At 74.4% G+C, this 1286-nt stretch carries 2 protein-coding genes; one reads left to right on the top strand and one right to left on the bottom strand.

What is annotated here, in order from left to right; all coding sequences use genetic code 11:
- Window positions 1-495: LysR family transcriptional regulator (locus ACFRMQ_RS27990; RefSeq protein ID WP_380733433.1), on the bottom strand; the 495-nt coding region annotated here is incomplete at its 3' end.
- A 71-nt stretch (window positions 496-566) separates the two neighbouring features.
- On the opposite strand from ACFRMQ_RS27990, the gene ACFRMQ_RS27985 reads away from it, so the two are divergent.
- Window positions 567-1286 (top strand): maleylpyruvate isomerase family mycothiol-dependent enzyme (locus tag ACFRMQ_RS27985; protein ID WP_380733432.1); only part of this gene is annotated, 720 nt, incomplete at its 3' end.

Below are 1286 nucleotides of genomic sequence, written 5' to 3'. Positions count from 1 at the left end.
CTCCCGTCCGCTCGCGGGGACGGGCAGGCCGACGACGGCGAGGTCCAGCCGGCCGTCACGCAGCGCGGTGAGCATCCCCGCGCTGGTGTCCTCGGTGAGCGAGAAGTCGATGCCGGGGTGCTCCCGGCGGAACGCGGCCAGCGTGGTGGCGAGCCCGGGGAGGGTACCCAGCTCGGACGGCGGGGTCAGCGCCGCCCCGGCGACCATGCCCAGCCGCACGTGTCCGCTCCGCAGCCCGTCGAACTCCTGCGCCGCGCCACGGGCCGCGGCCTCGGCGGCGAGCGCCGCCCGGGCGTGCGGCAGCACCGCCTCGCCGACCGGGGTGAGTCGCACGGTACGGCCCGAGCGGTCGAGCAGCCGGTGCCCCAGCTCCCGTTCCAACTGTCGGATCTGGGAGCTGACCCCGGGCTGGGTCAGGTGCAGCAACTGCGCGGCCCGGGTGAAGCTGCCGTGCTGGGCGACGGTGACGAAGTACCGGAGCTGCCGCAGTTCCATAACTCCTGATCATAAGTGGCAGAACTTCCCGGTCTTGGACGGGCCGGCGGTCCCGGCCGCAGGCTGGACGCATGGAAACCGTGCCGCAGAACCAGGAATCCGGACAGAGCCAGGAATCCGGACAGAACCGGGACATCGGGCAGATCCGGGACATCGGGCAGAACCGGGAGACCCCGCCGGTCCGGTGGATCCGCGAGCAGATCGCGGCCGAGCGCCGCGAACTCGCCGGGGTGTTCGCCGGCTTCACCGCGGAACAGTGGAAGTCGCCTTCGCTGTGCGGTGGTTGGCGGGTCCGTGAGGTGGCCGCGCACATGAGCACCGGGTTCCGGCACTCGACGGCGCGGACGGCCTTCGAACTCGCCCGTTCCGGAGGCAACGTCCACCGCATGGCCGACCGGATCGCCCGCCGCGACGCCGCCGCCATGACGGAGGGCGAACTCGCCGCCGCGATGGCCGACCACGCCGACCACGCCTGGCGCCCGCCGGTCGGGGGCCGGATCGCGGCCCTCGCCCACGACGCCGTCCACGGCCTCGACATCACCGTGGCACTCGGCCTGCCGAGCCGCCTGCCGTTGCCCCGTACGACGGCCCTGCTGGCCACCGTCACGCCGCGCACGCTGCGGTTCTTCGGCGCGCGGGTCGACGGCGTGCGCCTGGAGGCGACGGACACCGGGTGGTCCCACGGGCAGGGCGGGCTCACCGTGGCGGGGCGGGCGGAGCACCTGCTGCTGGTGGCGTACGGGCGCCGGCTTCCGGAGGGGCTGCTGGCCGGATCAGGCGCGGGGCGGTTC

Source organism: Kitasatospora sp. NPDC056783, from assembly GCF_042789895.1.
Lineage (GTDB): Bacteria > Actinomycetota > Actinomycetes > Streptomycetales > Streptomycetaceae > Kitasatospora.
This window is presented reverse-complemented; position numbering and strand designations above follow the sequence as displayed.